The organism is Sulfuritalea sp. (assembly GCF_031426875.1).
GTDB lineage: Bacteria > Pseudomonadota > Gammaproteobacteria > Burkholderiales > Rhodocyclaceae > Sulfuritalea.
On record NZ_JASJPC010000050.1, the window covers coordinates 55,572 to 72,885 of the forward strand.

15 protein-coding genes are annotated in these 17,314 nt (G+C 61.0%); all 15 read right to left on the minus strand.

The window, feature by feature from the left end:
- Positions 1–876, minus strand: coding sequence for a hypothetical protein (locus RMO95_RS19760; protein ID WP_310452389.1), 876 nt, complete (start codon positions 874–876; stop codon positions 1–3).
- Positions 869–2,341, minus strand: coding sequence for a flagellar biosynthesis protein FlhF (flhF, locus tag RMO95_RS19765; RefSeq protein ID WP_310452390.1), 1,473 nt, complete (start codon positions 2,339–2,341; stop codon positions 869–871). The genes RMO95_RS19760 and flhF overlap by 8 nt, the downstream gene beginning before the upstream one ends.
- Positions 2,338–4,428 (minus strand): flagellar biosynthesis protein FlhA, encoded by a 2,091-nt coding sequence (gene flhA, locus RMO95_RS19770; RefSeq protein WP_310452391.1) that lies wholly within the window; start codon positions 4,426–4,428, stop codon positions 2,338–2,340. Before flhA ends, flhF begins: the two co-directional genes overlap by 4 nt.
- Positions 4,425–5,570, minus strand: coding sequence for a flagellar biosynthesis protein FlhB (gene flhB, locus RMO95_RS19775; RefSeq protein ID WP_310452392.1), 1,146 nt, complete (start codon positions 5,568–5,570; stop codon positions 4,425–4,427). Before flhB ends, flhA begins: the two co-directional genes overlap by 4 nt.
- A 163-nt stretch (positions 5,571–5,733) precedes the next feature.
- On the minus strand, positions 5,734–6,537 hold the full coding sequence (locus RMO95_RS19780; protein ID WP_310452393.1) for a flagellar brake protein: 804 nt from the start codon (positions 6,535–6,537) through the stop codon (positions 5,734–5,736).
- A gap of 36 nt (positions 6,538–6,573) precedes the next feature.
- A complete protein-coding gene (locus RMO95_RS19785) occupies positions 6,574–6,888 on the minus strand; it encodes an EscU/YscU/HrcU family type III secretion system export apparatus switch protein (protein WP_310452428.1) in 315 nt (104 codons plus the stop codon).
- Positions 6,878–8,038, minus strand: coding sequence for a flagellar hook-length control protein FliK (locus RMO95_RS19790; RefSeq protein ID WP_310452394.1), 1,161 nt, complete (start codon positions 8,036–8,038; stop codon positions 6,878–6,880). The genes RMO95_RS19785 and RMO95_RS19790 overlap by 11 nt, the downstream gene beginning before the upstream one ends.
- A gap of 132 nt (positions 8,039–8,170) precedes the next feature.
- The gene (locus RMO95_RS19795) at positions 8,171–8,494 is read right to left on the minus strand and encodes a flagellar protein FliT (RefSeq protein ID WP_310452395.1); all 324 of its coding nucleotides are present in this window, start codon (positions 8,492–8,494) and stop codon (positions 8,171–8,173) included.
- Positions 8,495–8,497: 3 nt separating this feature from the next.
- A complete protein-coding gene (gene fliS / locus RMO95_RS19800) occupies positions 8,498–8,947 on the minus strand; it encodes a flagellar export chaperone FliS (RefSeq protein ID WP_310452396.1) in 450 nt (149 codons plus the stop codon).
- A gap of 16 nt (positions 8,948–8,963) precedes the next feature.
- Positions 8,964–10,343 carry a flagellar filament capping protein FliD gene (gene fliD, locus RMO95_RS19805; RefSeq protein WP_310452397.1) on the minus strand — a complete coding sequence of 460 codons (1,380 nt, stop codon included), beginning with the start codon at positions 10,341–10,343 and terminating at the stop codon, positions 8,964–8,966.
- A 16-nt stretch (positions 10,344–10,359) separates the two neighbouring features.
- A complete protein-coding gene (locus RMO95_RS19810) occupies positions 10,360–10,704 on the minus strand; it encodes a flagellar protein FlaG (protein ID WP_310452398.1) in 345 nt (114 codons plus the stop codon).
- A 61-nt stretch (positions 10,705–10,765) separates the two neighbouring features.
- On the minus strand, positions 10,766–11,419 hold the full coding sequence (locus RMO95_RS19815) for a flagellin (protein WP_310452399.1): 654 nt from the start codon (positions 11,417–11,419) through the stop codon (positions 10,766–10,768).
- 28 nt (positions 11,420–11,447) lie between these two features.
- Positions 11,448–12,101, minus strand: a complete 654-nt coding sequence (locus tag RMO95_RS19820) for a flagellin (protein WP_310452400.1) — start codon at positions 12,099–12,101, stop codon at positions 11,448–11,450.
- Between the two features lie 264 nt (positions 12,102–12,365).
- Positions 12,366–15,932: a tetratricopeptide repeat protein gene (locus RMO95_RS19825; protein WP_310452401.1), complete on the minus strand. Its 3,567-nt coding sequence runs from the start codon at positions 15,930–15,932 to the stop codon at positions 12,366–12,368.
- Positions 15,933–16,090: 158 nt separating this feature from the next.
- Positions 16,091–17,227 (minus strand): class I SAM-dependent methyltransferase, encoded by a 1,137-nt coding sequence (locus RMO95_RS19830; protein WP_310452402.1) that lies wholly within the window; start codon positions 17,225–17,227, stop codon positions 16,091–16,093.
- Positions 17,228–17,314 lie beyond the last annotated feature (87 nt).

The following is a 17,314-nucleotide window of genomic DNA, read 5'->3' on the forward strand; positions in this document are numbered from 1 at the left end:
TCAAAAAGCCCCTGCGTGCCGACCAAGGCGCAATCCCGTGGACGCCACAGCTTCCGCCCGCTTGGACGCCGCCGCCGGCACTCCGCCAGCCAGGGGATGCGGCGCAAAACCGAACCATTCCTCCGCCTCGACGGTTTGCGACAAGTGGGTTTGCAGCGCATCGGCCAGGTGGTCGGCGGACGGCACGCGCGCGCTGCCGAGGTAGTCGAGCCGCACCCCAAGGTGCTCGTGCGCGGTGTGGCGCATGTTGTGGAAGATGTCTTGCGCCTCCTGGTCGCTGCGTGCCCGCGTGATCGCGACCTGGAATCCATCGCGCCCGCGTTCCTGCACCAGGCGCTTGATCAGGGCGTAGGCGCGGGTGATCGCCGAGCTTTGTGCCGCAACCACCACCGCCATGCGCGGGGCCGCCAGGGCCAGCGGCGAGAGTTGCTGGCCGTTGCGCGCGGCACAATCGATCAGCACATAGGAGCTGCCCTCCTGCAGGCGCCGGAAAGCCGTGTTGAGCCGCCCTGCCTCGACGGCTGCGAGCTGGTGTATCTCGTCCGCAAAGCGGGCGGCGCTCATCAGACTGAGCCGCGGCGCCACCGGCTGCACCAGGCGCTCGATGGCACAGTCGCCCCGCACCAGGTCGATCAGGTCGCGCCGCGCCTTGGCGCCAAAGGCCGCATGAACGTTGTCCGGGCCTGCGTTCTCGTCGATCATCACGACGGCCTCGCCCGCCTCGGCGAGTGCGACGGCGGTGCGTACCAGCAAGGTCGTGCGCCCGCAGGCCTCGCGGCCCGAGACGAAGGCTACCGCACGTGCCGGGCGCGCCCGGAACAAACGGCGCAGCCCGGCGGCCTGATCCGCCATGGCGCCGGAATGCTTGTCAAGCAACGACGGCTCCCGCATTGAGGGGCTGCCTGTGAGGAAAAGCCAGAGGAATTTCTTCCTTGCGCAGGGTGTGCGCCGTCTCGCCAGCACCAACTTTGAAGGCCCGATGCAAAAGGTATTTTCGGTTCGGCAAATGCAGATCCTCGGGCACGCGCTGGCCGTTGCCGACATAGCTCAGGGTCAGCCCATGTCTCACGATGCAGTCGAGCGCCGGCGCCAGTGCCGTGGCTTCATCGACCTTGGTCAGGATGCAGCCGGCCAGGTCTTCGCCGCCATAGGCGCGCACCACGTCGTCCAGGGTATCGCCCCGGCTTCCCGCATTCAGCAGCAGCAGGCGATTGACTTCGCCGGAACGGGTCAGCATGGCGGCCTGCTCCGCCACCATGCGGTCGCGCTGGCTCATGCCGACCGTGTCGATCAGCACCATGTGTTTGTCGCGCAGGTCGGCCAGGGTGCGCCGCAAGTCTTCGCCGTCGCGCACCACGTACACCGGCACACCGAGAATGCGGCCATAGATGCGCAACTGCTCGTGCGCGCCGATGCGATAGCCGTCGGTGGTGAGCAAGGCCAGGCGCTCCGCCCCATAGCGCACCACGCAGCGCGCGGCGAGTTTGGCAGTGGTGGTGGTCTTGCCGACCCCGGTCGGACCGACCAGGGCATAGACGCCGCCCCGATCGATGAAATCGGCCTCGGACGAAAGCGTGCGCAAGCGCCGATTGACAGCCGCCGTCAGCCACTTGCGGCCCTCGTCCTGCCCCAGGTCGGCGGCCATTTCCTGTACCAGCCGCCGCGTCAGGCTGCCGGAAAACCCGGCGGCCAGCATCTCGCCCAGCAGCATCGCGCGGGTCGGTGCCTCGCGCGCCATTTCGCCCCAGGCAAATCCCGCAAGCTGGCGCTCGAGCAAGTCCTTGATGATGCGCATCTCGTCCATGAGTTGCACCGTCTGCGACGAAACCTCGGCTGCCGCCTTTGGCGCCGCTTCACCGGGGGCGCGCGGCGCTACAGCATCTTGCGGCTGGGCTCGACCGGCGGCGGGGCGCTGCGCGGCATCCAGCGGGATGCCGCTCGCCGGTGCGCCCGGCGACGGTGGGCGCTGTTGCGCCATCGCCGCCGGCACCGGCACTTTCGCCGCGGTAAAATCGACACTGTCATAGGGCGACCAGGCGCGGACCACCGGCGGGTCGCGCGGCGCGGAGCGCTGGACGGCATTTCGTGCCGCCGACAGCGTCACGGTGTAGTCGTCGTCGGCAGACCCGCGCGGCGCCGCGGCAGCCGGCGCTTGCGCCGCAGAAAGCGCGGGCCGCAGGTTGTGAGAAATGGCGTCGAGACTTTCGGGCGACATCGCGACGATTTCCACGCCGTTTTGCACGGCCTTGTTGGAAATCACCACGGCGTCCGGTCCGAGCTCTTCCTTCGCCCGTCGCAGGCAGTCGCGCGCGGTAGCGCCGACGAAGCGTCTTGCTGTCATTTTCTTGCTCCGATGATAGACGTCACCTTGATGATCTTCGAGTCAGGTACTTCGCCATTGGCAATGACCTTGAGTTGTTGCACCGCACGGCGCAGGAAGCGCGACAGGAGCCAACGCAAATGGCCTGGCACCAGCAATACCGGCGGCAGGCCGAGGTCTTCCTGGTGCCGCGCGGCCGCAGCCGTCTCGCGCAGCAGGGTGTCCGCCAGGCCGGGCTCGATGCCTCCGGCATCGGCGCCGCCCTGCATTGCCTGCGCCAGGATTCTTTCCAGCGACGGGTCGAGCGCCATGACCTGCATTTCGTTGCCGACCGGGAAGAGCTGCTGGACGATCGCACGCCCGAGCGCAATCCGCACCTGCGCGGTCAGCTCGGTCGGGTCCTGCACACGCGGCGCAATTTCCGCAAGGGTTTCGATGATCGTGCGCATGTCGCGGATATTGACCGCCTCGTCGAGCAGGTTCTGCAGCACGCGCTGCAATGTCCCGAGCGCAAGCTGTTTCGGCACAAGATCCTCCACCAGCTTGGGGTATTCACCGGCAAGGTGGTCGAGCAAAGCCTGCGTTTCCTGCCGCCCCAGCAGTTCCGTGGCATGGGACATGATCACATGATTGAGATGGGTGGCAATCACGGTACTGGCATCCACGACCGTATAGCCGAAGGCATGTGCCTGATTGCGCAAACTTGCGTCGATCCATACCGCAGGAAGACCGAAGGCAGGATCCTGGGTCTGGGTTCCGGCCAGCGGCCCGGTAACCCGTCCGGGATTGATCGCCAGGTACTGTCCCGGAAATGCTTCGCCCTCCCCTATGGGCACGCCCTTGAGGGTCAGGCGATAGACGTTGGGCCGCAATTCGAGATTGTCCCGAATGTGCACCTGGGAGGGCAGGAAACCAATTTCCTGGGCGAACTTCTTGCGCAGTCCGCGGATCCGCTTCAGCAACTCGCCCGCCTGCCCACGGTCCACTAGGGGAATCAGGCGATAGCCGACTTCGAGTCCGAGCATGTCCACCGGGACCACGTCGGACCAACTGGCCTCGACGCTTTCCCCGGCTGGCAGGCCGGCAGGCTGCGCCATGGGCGGCGCCTCCTTGCCCGCCGCCGGCAGATGGCGCAGCTGTCTCCAGGCGAGATAGCCGAGGATGGACGCCAGCATCAGGAAGACCAGATTGGGCATGCCCGGAATCAGGCCAAGCACGCCGAGGATCATGGCCGTCAGACCCAATACCATCGGATTGCCGAACAATTGCGTCACCAGCTGCTGCCCGATGTCATGTTCGGTAGCGACGCGTGTCACCACCAGACCGGCCGCCGTGGAAATGATCAGGGCGGGGATCTGCGCCACGAGGCCATCGCCGATGGTCAGCAGGGTGTAGGCCTTGGCCGCGTCGCCAGCGCTCATGTCATGCTGCAGGACGCCGACGATCAGGCCGCCGATGATGTTGATGAACAGGATCAGGATGCCGGCGACGGCATCGCCGCGCACGAATTTGGAGGCGCCGTCCATCGACCCGAAAAAATCCGCTTCCTGGCCGACGTTGGCACGGCGTGCGCGCGCCTCATCTTCGCCGATCAGGCCGGCGTTCAGGTCGGCGTCGATGGCCATCTGCTTGCCGGGCATCGCGTCCAGGGTGAAGCGGGCCGACACCTCGGCAATGCGCCCGGCGCCCTTGGTGATGACTATGAAATTGATCAGGGTGAGGATGATGAAGACGACGATGCCGACTGCGTAGTTGCCGCCGACCAGGAAGTGGCCGAAGGCCTCGATCACCTTGCCCGCCGCATCGGGACCGGTGTGCCCGTGCAGCAGCACCACGCGCGTCGAAGCCACGTTCAGAGACAGGCGCAGCAGCGTCGTGATCAGCAGGACGGTCGGGAAGATCGCGAAATCGAGCGGCTTCATGGTGTACATCGCCACCAGCAGCACCATGATGGATATCGCGATATTGAAGGTGAAGAAAATGTCGAGCAGGAATGGCGGCAGGGGCAGCACCATCATCGACAGGATCAGCACGATGAGCAGCGGCGCCAGCATCTGGCGTATGTTCAAGCGACTGAGGAAGCCCTGCAGGGTCAGGCCGTCATTCATGCCACGGCACCCGGATCAAGCCCCTCGGGCACGGCAATCCGCGTCGGAACCGGCGGCAACAGCGAAGCCCCCGCGTTCGCCACATATTCGTCCATCTGATAGACCCAGGCCATGACTTCGGCTACCGCCGCATACAGGGCAGCCGGAATCGGGTCGCCGACTTCCGCATGACGATACAGCGCGCGCGCCAGCGGTGCCGCTTCGAGCTGCGGTACCTGGTTTTCGCCGGCGATGTCGCGAATGCGCTGGGCGATCAGGTTCATCCCCTTGGCCACCACCACCGGAGCCCGCATCGACGTCCCGTCGTACTTGAGCGCCACGGCGTAGTGCGTCGGGTTGGTCACCACCACGTCGGCCTTGGGTACTTCGGACATCATGCGGCCGCGCGCCATTTCGCGCTGCTGGCTGCGGATGCGCGCCTTGAGCTGGGGATCGCCCTCGCTTTCCCGGTTCTCCCGGCGCAACTCCTCGCGCGTCATCTTCAGGCGGTCATGGTATTGCCAGAGCTGGAACGGCACGTCGATTGCGGCAATCACCGCCAGCCCGGCAATCAGGGCAACAAAACTGAAAAACAGGAGCTGCGAAAACGTTGCCAGACCGATTTCGATCGGCTGAACGATCAGACCGAAAAGGCGATCCTGCTCATTGCGGACGACCCAGAACAGCACGCCTCCGATCAGTATGGCCTTGAGAACGGCCTTGACCAGTTCGCCCAGGCTTTGCCAGGAAAACATGCGTCCCAGACCCTTGATCGGATCCATGCGGGTCAGGTCGAACTGAAATGCCTTCGACGACAAATTCCAGCCCCCCATGATGAAGGGCGTCGTGATGATGGCGATAAAAATAGCGAGGAAGATCGGCCCGACCAGGACGAACGCCTCCACGGTGAGTTCCAGGGCGCTTTCGTTCATGCGCGCAGGCTCGAACGCCGCGTTCCGGCTGAAGCTCAATCCGTGCTGCAGCAGGCTGGCGACGCGATGCGTCATCCAACTGCCGAGAATCCAGAATACCCCGGTGCCGGCGGCCAGCACCATGAAAGCCATGAGTTCGCGCGAATGCGGAATGTTGCCGTCTTCCCGCGCCTGCTCCAGGCGCCGGGCCGATGCCGGTTCGGTGCGTTCGAGGTCGCTTTCTTCAGCCACGGAGTATCTCTCTCATGCCCGGGATTATTGCCGCCGGACAGATTCGAGAGGACGCGAACAGGCGCCAAAACCACTTCTTATTTGGCCCATGTTTGTCCTGCCGGCGTAAGCCGTCAAGGAATTGTCGCTTGTGGCCCGGCCGGTACAGCCGCCGGCGTTCGGCTCAGACTCTCCCTGATTCGCGGGCCTTGCGGTCGCGTTCCGTCTTGATGATGTAGCGCTGAATCAGCGTCGTCTTGGCCTGCGGCAGATTCGCGAATTCGAAACCGGCACGCTTGGCGCGAATGCCGCTGCGGGTAACGGTCTCAACCTGCCAGCGCAGACGCAGGGCGGCGACGATGGTCCCCGCATCAGGCAGCACGATGCTGCAGCCCGGGAGCTCGGAATCTGTGTCGAGTTCCATATCCATGGGCAAGCCGGCCAGACAAACGCCGCCAAGACTAATGTCGACCACGGGCGCTTCGATCGCGGTGCTCGATCCATTCTCGGTGATCAGGGGAATCCTGCATTTCAGCGGCATGGCGATCGGAGTGATCAGCCGAAAATACTCACGCCGCTGCAGCCGCAGTATGCTGTCCGGCAAAGGCGCATGGAAAGCCGGACGTCCGTCGGCTTCGATGGCGTTCAGGCTGCGCAGGATGAACTGGATTTCCACCCTGTCGAGCTGCGCGGTGCAAAACACCTTTTCCGCCTTCAGTGCCTTACGGTTCATTTCGGAACTTGCCCCGAAATCGAACACCAAGCCGCTGTCACCCCAACTGATCAGGCTGGTGAGCACCATGTCGCGGCCTTCGTTGAAGATCATGCTGATTTGCGACACGTGGTCCGCAAGACCGCGACAGACCGCAAACATCTCGGTTTTCGAACCCAGCAGGTACTGACTGTATTGGTCGCTCGGCAGGAACTCCGCAACATTTCGTTGCGCAGGCGTCGGGCTTGCAGGAGATTCCTTGATGGGACTGGTCATCGCTAAAGGCAGGGCAAACTGGGTGCGTGCCGAATTTTAGCCCGGATTGCCGACGCTGGCGGAGGGCGTGAAGACCTGAGTCTCGCCGCGTTCGACCTGGTACAGCCAGGCCAGCAATTCCGCCACGGCGACGTACAACTGCGGCGGGATATGTTGATCGAGATCGACTTTGGCAAGCAGCGCAACCAGCGTCGGCGACTCATGTACGTAGATCCCGTGCTCCTTGGCGCGTGCGATGATCTCCTCGGCAATCAGGCCGCGCCCTTTCGCCACGACTGTCGGTGCGTCGTCACCGGCGGCGTATTTCAGCGCCACCGCCAAAGTCCGCTGGCTAGCGTCGTCAGCCTTCATCATGCCGCGCCTGCGCCGCCGTGAGTGTCAGACCCGCTGCCGCCAGCGCCTGCTGCAAGCCGGGTACTGCAGATTGCAGGTCAGTCGCGCTGGCCGGATCCGCCGCCTGCAGGACAAGCTCCAGGTTTTGCCCGCTGAGCCGTATACGCGCCTCGATCTCGCCGAGACGCGGCAACTGCAGCCGCAGCGTGGTGTGCCAGACTGCTGTCTCCGCCGCTACGCTTTCCGCGTACACGGCGTCGCGCTCGATTTCCCACTCCAGGAACAGCTTCGGCCAAATCTCGCCGTGCCATGCCAATCGTTGCGTCGCTGCGGCCTCCAGTTGCTGCTGCACCAAGGGGCGCAACTCTTCCGGGACCATGCTCGCGGCTGCCTGGTTGGGCGCCGGACTCGCTTCCTCGGCCGACGCGGCAGGAGCAGCGATCTCGCCGCCGAATAGCGCCCGCAGCAGCGATACCGGAGGACGGGACGCCTGCGTTTCCTCGCCGCTCGCCAACTGCGCCAGGATGGCGGTGCGAAGCGCCCCGTTGTCCTGGCCCCAGGTGGCAAGAACCTCGGCTCGCGAATGTTGCCCCTGAGGCTCCGCCAGCAGACTCATCATGGTTCGCTGACCCAGCGCCCACTCCACCTGATGCGCCTCATAGAACAAGCCGCTCGTGGTCACCGCCTGCGCCAGTTGCGAAGGCAGGCGCTGAGCCAATTCCGCCGAACTGGCAGGCGCCAGGGGCAACAATGGTCGGCCACGCGTAAGTGATGTCCTGAAGGCGGTTTCGCCCTCGCGTGCAAGCAGCGAAGCGATCAGCTGTCCGGTACGCGAAAGCGTTGCTTGCTGATAGGGTTCGCCGGCAGCCTCAGCCCCCTGCCCGGCAAGCCGCGCCACGATGGCCCGTGGCGTGCGGTCAACCACGACCAGTTCCAGTGTGTCGCCTGCCTTCGCTCCTTCCTGCAGGGAAAGGGTCAGCGACTTTCCAGCAACCAGAGCCTTATAGGTGTTCTCGGGCAGGACGTCCTGAATGCGGGCGCGAAACACCTGCCCCGGTCCGAGTTCGGGGAAATCAGCCGAAATATCAACAACGGGCTTGATCGGCCCCAGCCCCGGTTCACTCTGGTTGCGAACCTGGATGCCGACATCGGTGGGGATCATCACCATGATGCGCCCTCCACTTCAGATGCCGCCGTGCCGGCCATCGACCCCGGGTCGCCCAATCGGCTTGCCGATCGGCTCATGATCTGCCCCCTTGGCGCCTGCTTGAATTCCGTGTTTGCTCGTCGCAGGGTACGGTCAAGCCCCATAGGCCTTGAGCACGAGTTGTTCCTGGCGATTGCTTTGCATGTTGTGCTGCAGCTGTCCCATCCAGACCTGGACGTGCTTGCGAATCTCGGCGTCATCCGCCAGGATGTCAGCAATCAGCTGATCCTTGCGATGACGCGCAGCTTCATCAAGCGTTGCGGCGGCATCAACCGCCTTCATGGTGACGACCAGCTCGCTGCATTGATGCTCGATACTGATCAACTTGTCCCATTCACCCTGCTCCGCAGCCTCGCGCATCTGCCGAGTCAGGGCAGATAATTGTTCGTAGTTCGCGATAGCCTGGAATGAACCCATTGCCTATGCTGATCTATAGGCCCGTTGTGCCTGTGCCGAGGCATTCGTCTGTAGCGAAGTCTGCACGACTTGGGGACGTATGTCGTTCCAGGCACCTGCCAATTCGGTCAGCAGTCGCGTCACTTCGTCCAGGACGGCAATGTCGTTGTTCAGGTTGGCAGCCACCAGGCGGCTCACCATGTAGCTATATAAGGCCGACAGATTCTGCGCCAGGTCGCCCCCGACACGAAGATCCAGGCTGGCATTCAGCCCTTCGCCGATGATGGCAATGGCTTTGGAAATGGACTTGCCCTTGGCGGCCGTCTCTTTGCGCGCAATTTCATCTTTCGCATCGGCAATCGCGAGCAGCGCGCCCTGAAACAGCATTGCGATAAGCTCGTGCGGATCGGCGCCATTCACTGCGGATTCCTTGCCCACCTTGTTGTATGAATCGATAGCGGCAGTTGCGTTCATGATGATCCATCCTTAATTAAGACGATTTGGAAGAGAACTGCTGCGTCAGGTAAGCACCGGTACTGTTCATGCTGCTTAGCAAGGCATTGAGAGTGCTATAGGTGGTGGTGTACTGTTTCTGCAGAAACACCATCCGGTTTTCCAGTTTTTCAATCTGGTCGTTGTAGTCTTCGACGGAGGTGTTCAGGCTATCGGTGCGGGCATCGATCAGACCACCGGCTTGAACCACGGAAGTTGACCATGCGTCCAGCCTGGTGACATAGCCCGTTGCCGACGAGAACAAATTGACGACATCGTTGAAATCGTTCGTCATGGCAGTGTTCAGTTTGCTGCTGTCGAGTTTCAGCGTGCCGTCCGCCTGGAAGGCAATACCGACCTGGGCAAGCGACGTCAGGGTGCCGCCACTGGCGGCGGTCATGAAAATGCCGCGCAATTGATCCAGCATCAGGCGTACCGTGCCGTCACCCGACAAGACAGGGGCCGCCGTACTGGCGTTGCCGTAGGCCGAGCGCGACTTGAGCTGGCTGTTCAAAGCGTTGAACGCATCGACAAATCCCGAAGCCGCCGTGCTCACTGCACTGGCGTCGCGCTTGACAGTCAAGGTGGCGGAGCCATTTTCCTTGCTCAAAGTGAGCGAGACGCCCTCGATGACATCGGTGATCGCATTGGACGATCTTAAAATCCGGATGCCGTTTACCTTGAAATCGGCATCGGCGGCCGCGACGGTCTGCGTCATCGGGACGACGGGAGTCGGAACATTCTCGGTGGGGTTGTAGGCCAGCAAATCATTGATGGCCGCATCCCCACCCGTCTGAACCGTGATGCTGGTGATGGTATTGCTCAGGCCCGAATTGTCTGCGGACAAGGCGAGGCGATAAGGTGTGGCGCTGCCGTCGTTGATGATGGTCGCCGTGACACCGATATTGGCGGCGTTGATCGCGGTGCGGATGTCCTGCAGCGTGGCACCCGCGGTGATCGCGATGTTCGTGCTGGTGGTGCCGACGGTGAAAATTGCCGTCGAATCGACCGTGGCTATAGCGGCCGTGTCGGAAAGTTGTCCGGCGGCAGCCAGCTTGTGCGCCTGCGCCAGCGTGGTCACGTCAAGTGAGTAAACCCCTGCGGCCGCCGTGCTGCTGGCAGATGCAGAAAAAACGCTGGTGTCGGACGGGGTCGCGCTGAATCCCTGCAAACTGGTGCTCAAACCCTGCGCCGCGGTCTGGAAGCCCGAAACCAATCCCTTGAGCGTACCGAAGGAGGAAATCTTGGTCTGATAACTGGCGACCTTGGCGGTCAGCTTGTCGAGAGGGCGACGCTCGAGCGTCATCAACTGCGAAACGAGGGCGGGCACGTCCAGGGTGCCGGCGCTTGACGATGCCAGGGATGAGGTGCTTGCCACGATGTCGACTCCTGAACTAGGCTTTCTGCCTCAGCAATGCTCCCCGCTGCAGGAATTGGTCTATCGAGACTGAAATCGCCAGCGCCTCCTTTGAGGGAATTTGACGAATCAAGTCACCTGTTTCCGTGTCCACCACCTGGACTACGGGCTCCTTGGTTTCGGAATCCACCCTGAATTCCAGGCTGTGATTCGACAGTTGCATTGCCCGGTTGATGGCACCCAGCGCGCTCTGCAATTGTTGGGAAGAAGGTTCCGGGGTCGAAACAGGCTTGGCGGTTTCAGCAACGACTTTAGGCGCGTCATCGCTGACGCGCCTGGCAGGCACTGCTCCCTGATTCAAACTTGCATTTTGGATGATCATCACCGATCTCCTTCACGCTAATAGCCTGACCGGTTGCCCGGTCAGGCACCTAGCTAGCGGCTTAACGCAACAGGGATAGTACTGTGTTCGGCGTTTGGTTCGCTTGCGCCAGCACCGCCGTTCCAGCTTGTTGCAGAATGTTGTTGCGGGTCATCGCGGTCGTTTCCGCCGCGTAGTCGGTATCCATGATACGACTGTACGCAGCAGACAAGTTCACCGCAGCGATCTGCAGGGTGGCCACTTCGGACGATTTTGCCGCCATCGTGGCGCCGAAAGCCGCACGTGCCGTCCCCACCGCAGTGAGGTCCGCAGCGACCGTCGCAATCGTGGTCCCGATAGTCGGCGCACCGGCAAGCACCAGCGCGTTAATGCGGGTATTTTCCGCAGCCAGTGCGGTGGTCTCTGCATTGCCGGCGGGAACTCCGGCAAGAATTTCCGACATGCGCTGCAGGTTCTCGGTGATTTGCCCGAGGTATCCGTCATAGGTCTGCGCCGTCGAAATGGCGTCGCTGGCGTTGCGGATTTGTACGTTCGTGGTGCGAATCTGCGTATCGTAACTGGTGGCAGCTGCCAGGCCGGAAGCGTCGTCTTTGGCGGAGTTGATGCGCAGGCCGGAGGCCAGGCGCGACTGGGCAGTCTGCAGAGCATTGGCCGACTTGTTCAGCGCGGCTCCAGCGAACAGCGCTGATACGTTGGTGTTGATGACTTGTGCCATGATTTTTCTCCGTTATTGGATCAGTGGCTTAACGCAGCAAGGAAAGCACGGTGTTCGGCGTTTGGTTCGCTTGCGCCAGCACTGCCGTTCCTGCCTGTTGCAGAATGTTGTTGCGGGTCATCGCGGTGGTTTCGGCAGCGTAGTCGGTATCCATGATGCGGCTGTAAGCGGCGGACAGGTTCACCGCAGCGATCTGCAGGGTGGCAACTTCGGACGACTTCGAAGCCATCGTGGCGCCGAAGGCAGCGCGTGCCGTTCCTACCGCAGTGAGGTCGGTGGCAACGGATCCGATGGTGCCGGTCAGGGTCGGGGCGCCAGCGGTCACAAGCAGATTGATACGGGTGTTTTCAGCAATAAGTGCAGTAGTTTCGGCGTTGCCGGCGGGAACTCCGGCAAGAATTTCCGACATGCGCTGCAGATTCTCGGTGATCTGACCGAGGTATCCGTCGAAGGTCTGTGCCGTCGAAATGGCGTCGCTGGCGTTGCGGATTTGTACGTTCGTGGTGCGAATCTGCGTATCGTAAGCGGTGGCAGCCGCCAGGCCGGACGCGTCGTCTTTGGCGGAGTTGATGCGCAGGCCCGAGGCCAGGCGCGACTGGGCGGTTTGCAGGGCATTGGCCGACTTGTTCAGCGCGGCTCCAGCGAACAGGGCTGCAACGTTGGTGTTGATGACTTGTGCCATGATGATTCTCCTTTATTACAGATTAAGTTAATGATGCCGTCTGTGACACTTCGGTTCGCCTTGGGTTTTCAGCGAAGCCTGCAAACCGCTGTTGCTATCTTTAACGGTTGATCGGCTGAAAACTTTAGGGTGAAAATCAAGCTTCTGATCTTGCATCCGGCCTACAGATGTTTTATCGGTTGCGATCGCCAAAGCTTGAGGCAACAATTAGCTTATTAAATGATGTTGTTATTTATCAATATATTAGCCAATTTCACTGAAGCATCACTTGCCTGATTCCGGCGACAGGTCGGCAGTTGCCGACCCGGACGCTTCGAAGGATTCCGGCGGCGCCCCCCTGCACCAGCGTTCCCACATGATGCGAAACGCCTGATTCAGTCCGGCGGCAATCAGTGCCGGCTGACCGATTGCGGATTTCGCAAGGCGCTCCCGCAAGCCGGTCCTGATATCGTGCAATGCAACAAGATCACCCGTCAGCGACAAGCCTTTCTGCACGAAGTCCTCTGCATCATGGGCAACAAACGCCTCCAGACCGACATGGCCGAGAACCGATGCGCCTGACCTGCTGGCCGGTGTGTCGCCAGCCAAGGTGAGTGTCGGCACCCCCATCCACAACGCGTGACGAGTCGTCGTTCCGCCGTTATATGGAAATGTGTCCAGACATATATCGACCTGATGATGCAGCCCCATGTAATAGTCCATGTTGCTGCGCACATGGAAGTTCAGGCGACCGCGCTCAATGCCCTCCTGCGCAAACCACTCGGCCAGCGTGTCGTCGCCGCCAACCGCGGGCATGCCTGCCAGCAACATGCGCGAGCCAGGCAACGACCGCAAGAGTCCCGCCCATAGCGCGACGACGGATCGGGTGATTTTGCTCGGACGGTTGAAACTGCCGAACGTGACGTAGCCGCAACTCATGGCAGGCAGTTCATTTACCGCAGGCGCGGCCTCATAAGGCAAGAATGGGGCACTGGCCGGCAAATAAGCGAATGCCTCGGTAAACTGATCATCAAACTGGGCCTGAGGTACAAAAAATCGATCCGTCAAGAAGTAATCCATCGCCTGCAGGCCCGTGGTTCCTGGATAGCCCATCCAGCTAGCTTGTACAGGTGCCGGTTTGCGGGCAAAGGTCAGCAGGCGATTGCCGGCGGTGTGTCCGGAGAGATCAATCAGGATGTCGATCTCAGCGTCACGGATTTTCTCGGCCACCACGTCGTCCGACAGACCGACAATCGGATGCCAGTGCTTCAGACAAGTTCGCAGGCGTTGCGTGACGCCGTCTCCGATTCCATGGTTGTAGAACGCGTGCAGTATCAATTGTGGAAAAGTTGCAAGGTGGGCCAATACCGGCTCGATGAAGTAGGCAACAGCATGGTCGCGCAGGTCGGCGGAGACGAACCCGACCCGCAGACATCGAGCCGGCTTCCGCGTATTGCTGTGTTGCGGCCATTTGGCGCGCAGATTCGTCTCGAACTGTTCGCCAAAGCGGCAATGTTCGGCGAACAGTGTCGCTACGTCCACCGATTCGTCCTGACTAAAGGAAAACAACAGGTTGCTGTGTGCAGCCGCGAATTCGGGCTTTATCGCAAGTGCCCGACGATAGCTCGTCATCGCCGCATCGAACTGCCAGAGTTCCAACTGGATATTGCCGAGGTTAACGTGAGCCCCGGCGCATTCAGGATCGATCGCCAGCGCCCTACGACAGCTTGCCATCGACTCATCGAGTTGCCCGAGGTACTTTTGAACGGCGCCTAGATTGCTGAAGGCCTCGCTGTACTCCGGGTTGGCTTGGATTGCTCGGCGGTAGCTGGCTTCGGCCAGATCTAGCTGGCCCATATTCATGAGCAAGGTCCCCAAGTTGTTATGGGCCTGACTGAAATCCGGATCGCCTTGAATGGCTCGGTGGTAGCAGGTTTCGGCCATATCCAGCCGGCCTTGATTCATGAAAATGGTCCCCAGATTATTGTGTGCGTCAGCACAATCCGGTTTGATTTCCAACGCCCTCCGGTAGCTGGTTTCTGCCTCGCCCTCTCGCCCCTGGTCCATGAGACTGATTCCGAGGTTGTTATGAACCTCGGCGTAATCCGGATTGATCTCCAGTGCTCGCCGGTAGCTGGCTTCAGCCTCCTCAGGCAGGCCTCTCTCTTTAAGGGCAATGCCCAGGTTGTAATGCGCCTCCGCAGAATCCGGGCTGATCCGTATTGCCTGACGATAGATGGCTTCTGCCTCGTCGGGCCGTCCAAGTTGTTTCAGGGTATTTCCCAGATTGATATGAGTCTCGACGAAATCCGGCGCGAGTTCCAGCGCCTTCTGGAAACTGGCGACAGCCTCATCCAGTCGCCCCATAGCTTGCAGGGCAACGCCCAGGTTGCTGTGGCCATGAACAAAGTCCGGACTGGCCTCAAGTGCTCGCCGGTAGCTGGCTTCAGCCTCCTCCGGTCGCGTCAGTGCCATCAAGGTGGCGCCGAGGTTGCAGTGCGCATCGGCATAATCCGGACTGATCGCCAGCGCACTGCGCAATAAGGCTTCGGCTTCGAACAATCGCCCGGCGTCCTTAAGTGCATGTCCCAGATTGTTATATGCCGCGGCGAAATCCGGCTTGACCTTGAACGCCATTCGATAGCTGGCTTCAGCTTCGACAAATCGGCCCAAATCCTCAAGGACGATGCCCAGATTGTTATACGCGTCGGCGAAATCCGGGTTGATGTTTAGCGCCCGTCGATAGCAGGCTTCGGCCTCGTCCGGCCGACCCAGCTCCTTGAGGGTGTTGCCCAGATTGTTGTGCGCGTCTGCTAGGTCCGGCGAAATCTGCAACGCACGACGCAAGCTCGCTACGGCTTCGTCCAGTCGCCCAAGGTGCTGCAGCGTCACGCCCAGATTGCCATGCCCAGAAGCTGAATCGGGCTTGATCTCCAAGGCCCTACGAAGGCTCACCTCGGCATCGTCCAATCGCCCAAGTCCATGGAGGATCACTCCCAGATTGCCGTGTGCATCTCCATATTCCGGATTGAGCCCAAGCACACGCCGGTAGCTGGCTTCAGCAGCGTCCATTTGCCCCAAGCCCTGGAGAATGACCCCCAAGTTGTAGTGCGCCTCGATATCCCCTGGCGACAACCAGACCGCTTTCTGCATAGGTGCCACGGCATCGGCAGTTCGTCCCATTTGCTGAAATATTGCACCCAGCGCCTTCCAGCCAAACTCGTGCCGGGGGTATTTCCGGGTCATCGCTTGCGCGAGCGTTGCCGCTTCTTTGAAGCGCCCCTGCCCAAACGCGCTCAAGACGCCTTCAATTGCCTTGCGCTCGGGGGTTCTTGCACCGGGTGATGCGGCAATTCCGAGTTCCCCTTGCGGTTTGCCCTTCTTTCGAGGCTCAGGAGCGGACTGGGGTGACTGAGGCGCTACGGCCGCTGATGGCTCTGGAGCCTGGGGCCGCAGATGCTGCCAATCATCCGACAAGTGCTGCGCCAAAGTTTCGACCTCCTCCCCCTCGAGGCCCTGTCGCCGGGCCAGGGCCAACACCTCCCGGGCTTCACCTCCCTGGCCGGCGCGGGACAAGGCGTCGATATAGCTCAGCCAATATCGTGCGCAATGCGGATCGGCGTCCAGCGCCGTCACGAAATACGACAACCCTGCGGCCGGCTGGTCAACCTGCACCGCCATCACCCCCATCCCGTGATTGGCTTCGGCATGATTCGGATCTGCCCGAAGAATGGACTGGTAGAGTTCCACTGCCGTGTCCAGTCTGCCAGCCACATGATCCTCAAGTGCCTGCCGCAGACTTTGTTCTATGTCGGAAGTCGCAGAGTGCAGTGTCGACTCGATGTTTGTCATGAAGAACTCCTCCAGCAGTGTCCGGACAGGTGGTGAAAGTCTCGTCGGCAAGCTATCAAGACCATTCGGTCAACGGAACCGCGGTTCGGACGATAGAATCCCATTTCAGTTGAGCGCACCTGAGATACAAAACCAACCACTTGAATATATTATTGTTTTTAATTCGACCGAAGCGTCAATTGGTCTGAAGCAAAAATCGACTCATCGCTCCAGCGAATAAAGAGTGCCTTGCCACATACAAATGCCCGCTCGATGTGCTCGGCTTCGCGCTCAAGCAACTCGTTTCCCGCACGATAGGGGCCATCGCCGTGCGCCCAGACGTAGTCGTCAAGTACCAGCCAGCCACTGGGCACAATACGAGGAACCCACCGACGGCAATCATCCGCAACGGCATCGTAGTCATGATTGCCATCGATATGGATCATTCCAATACGACCTGACCAGGGCGGCGATACGATCGGGAGATTCAGCGATTCATATTTCGCAATCGCCGCACTGGAAGGCAGTCGCAAATGACAATGTCGCCCCTGGTCCATCAGGGCAGTGCTCGCAAGGAACCCCTCGCTCAATACCTCATAATCCCACTCGTCGACAACGGCCTGCAGTTCAGACGGAGAGTCATCCTGCGTACATTCTGCGGACGCCCAGGGATCTATCGTCAAAACCGGGCCCAGCCGGTAGCGCGCCGCCAAAAACAGCATGACAAAAGCCGATCGCCCCATCAGACAACCGATTTCGACGACATCCTGCCGAGGTGCAAGACACGCCATCGCCATCATCGCGCCCAGTTTGTCATCATTCGACTCTCCGTAGATCGTCGCCGAGTATTTCAGGATCGAAGCAATTTCATGCAGTGACAACGTATTTCCATCGGCGCCTATAGCGCACACAAGTGCATGCACTCGACGAGCGCGGGCCATCAATTCCTTGTGCCGCAAAATCTGCTGCGCGACGGGAGATTCGCCGACCATCTTCAGGGGCAATCGGTTCGTAGCGATGAATTTCGTCAAAAACGCATACACCGTCGCAACCGGGCAATAGACTCGCGCAATCGAGTGATCGCGAATCAACGCGAGAAAGCGGGCAGGGAAGGCGTCCTCGTAGATCATCGGTAGCCAAAATTGTTCCTCAGTTGTATCGATAAGGTCGTGCGCTCCCACTGAAGACGCGCAGATCGTCCGTTCACCACGCTGCGACGCAGCAGCCCGATACTCGGCCGCCGCCTGATCTACTGCAGGAAAAATCAGGGTCACGTTCCCTTGGGTGTCAGCTTGACGCACGACAGATTCACTCATTGGACTCTTTTCCTCGGATCCTGAGCTGAAAGAACACGTAGATCACCGCTGCGTCAAGTGCTGCTGGGCCAATCCGATGCCGGATCG

What these genes read in the sequence shown, in the direction of transcription:
- flhF (WP_310452390.1), bottom strand. Translation starts at nt 2,341, where the DNA reads ATGACAGCAAGACGCTTCGTCGGCGCTACCGCGCGCGACTGCCTGCGA.
- flhA (WP_310452391.1), bottom strand. Translation starts at nt 4,428, where the DNA reads ATGAATGACGGCCTGACCCTGCAGGGCTTCCTCAGTCGCTTGAACATA.
- RMO95_RS19780 (WP_310452393.1), bottom strand. Translation starts at nt 6,537, where the DNA reads ATGACCAGTCCCATCAAGGAATCTCCTGCAAGCCCGACGCCTGCGCAA.
- RMO95_RS19785 (WP_310452428.1), bottom strand. Translation starts at nt 6,888, where the DNA reads ATGAAGGCTGACGACGCTAGCCAGCGGACTTTGGCGGTGGCGCTGAAA.
- RMO95_RS19790 (WP_310452394.1), bottom strand. Translation starts at nt 8,038, where the DNA reads ATGGTGATGATCCCCACCGATGTCGGCATCCAGGTTCGCAACCAGAGT.
- RMO95_RS19795 (WP_310452395.1), bottom strand. Translation starts at nt 8,494, where the DNA reads ATGGGTTCATTCCAGGCTATCGCGAACTACGAACAATTATCTGCCCTG.
- fliS (WP_310452396.1), bottom strand. Translation starts at nt 8,947, where the DNA reads ATGAACGCAACTGCCGCTATCGATTCATACAACAAGGTGGGCAAGGAA.
- RMO95_RS19810 (WP_310452398.1), bottom strand. Translation starts at nt 10,704, where the DNA reads ATGATCATCCAAAATGCAAGTTTGAATCAGGGAGCAGTGCCTGCCAGG.
- RMO95_RS19815 (WP_310452399.1), bottom strand. Translation starts at nt 11,419, where the DNA reads ATGGCACAAGTCATCAACACCAACGTATCAGCGCTGTTCGCTGGAGCC.
- RMO95_RS19820 (WP_310452400.1), bottom strand. Translation starts at nt 12,101, where the DNA reads ATGGCACAAGTCATCAACACCAACGTTGCAGCCCTGTTCGCTGGAGCC.
- RMO95_RS19825 (WP_310452401.1), bottom strand. Translation starts at nt 15,932, where the DNA reads ATGACAAACATCGAGTCGACACTGCACTCTGCGACTTCCGACATAGAA.
- RMO95_RS19830 (WP_310452402.1), bottom strand. Translation starts at nt 17,227, where the DNA reads ATGAGTGAATCTGTCGTGCGTCAAGCTGACACCCAAGGGAACGTGACC.